This is a genomic window from Oleiphilus sp. HI0061 (assembly GCF_001635675.1).
This window is the reverse complement of record NZ_LWFE01000740.1, coordinates 1-928: the sequence shown is the minus strand read 5'-3', so window position 1 is coordinate 928 and position 928 is coordinate 1. Positions and strand designations below refer to the sequence as shown.

Genomic DNA, 928 nt, shown 5'->3' with positions numbered 1-928 from the left:
ATATGGCTTGCCGTTATGACAATGGTGAGGATTACAGCCTGGCAGTGCATCGCATAAAAGCCGCTAATGCGATGACCTTGCACTTTGATGCTCCTAAAGACTTTAAATTGAGTAAGTATGTTAAGAAGGGCCGTTTCAATTACGGTGATGGTGAAAAGGTTGAAGTCAATTTTACCTTGAAAAAGTCTGCAGGTATCCACTTGGCAGAAACTCCCTTATCAAAGGATCAAACGATTACTGACTTAGATGACGGTTATATCGCTATAAAAGCCACGGTAGTAGACTCGCTGCTACTCGATAATTTTGTGAACAGTTTTGGGGAAGTCGTAAGGTCGTACGATAAAACCTACTTGGAAAGTGAGTAACGTATAGATGTGTATATCCGCGTAAATGTTCTCAGAGTGTTCTTAACGTAAAAGCAGGAATATACCAAAGGAAAACTCAAAAAACAGGAAGGCCCATAAAGTTCCTTTGTCTCCACTGGCGATAAAGCTATTCAGTGAACTATATGCTCTTAGAGACGAGTCAGATTGGGTGCTACCTTCTTTCACTGATAATGATAGCCCTATGACTGAGAGGGTTATTAGTCGTGCTGCCAACAGGGCACAAGAAGTTGTAGGCATTGATAAATGGGTACCTCATGACCTTCGCCGTACTGCCGCCACCAAGATGGCTGGACTTGGCGTCGCTATTCCTGTCGTGGAAAAGATACTGAATCACACGATGGGGGGAGTAATGGAAGTTTACAATCGACACCCCTATTGGGAAGAACGGGCTGAGGCTTTGGTTCGGTGGTCTCAAGAGATTGAGAGTATTATTGCAAAGGATTCGGTTTATTGAGGTGTTCTTGCCGTCTATTCCTATTTAGTATGACTTTAATAGCAGTAGGTTTCATTTACCAGGCAAAGAAGTTAATTCAGGTTGTTTA

General features: G+C 42.6%; 2 protein-coding genes. Both read left to right on the top strand.

What is annotated here, in order from left to right:
* Positions 1 to 365, top strand: a 365-nt coding sequence (locus tag A3735_RS09165) for a WYL domain-containing protein (protein ID WP_068637971.1), incomplete at its 5' end; no start/stop codon positions are given.
* 61 nt (positions 366 to 426) lie between these two features.
* Positions 427 to 840, top strand: a complete 414-nt coding sequence (locus tag A3735_RS09160) for a tyrosine-type recombinase/integrase (RefSeq protein ID WP_068637969.1) — start codon at positions 427 to 429, stop codon at positions 838 to 840.
* The last annotated feature ends 88 nt before the right edge of the window (positions 841 to 928 follow it).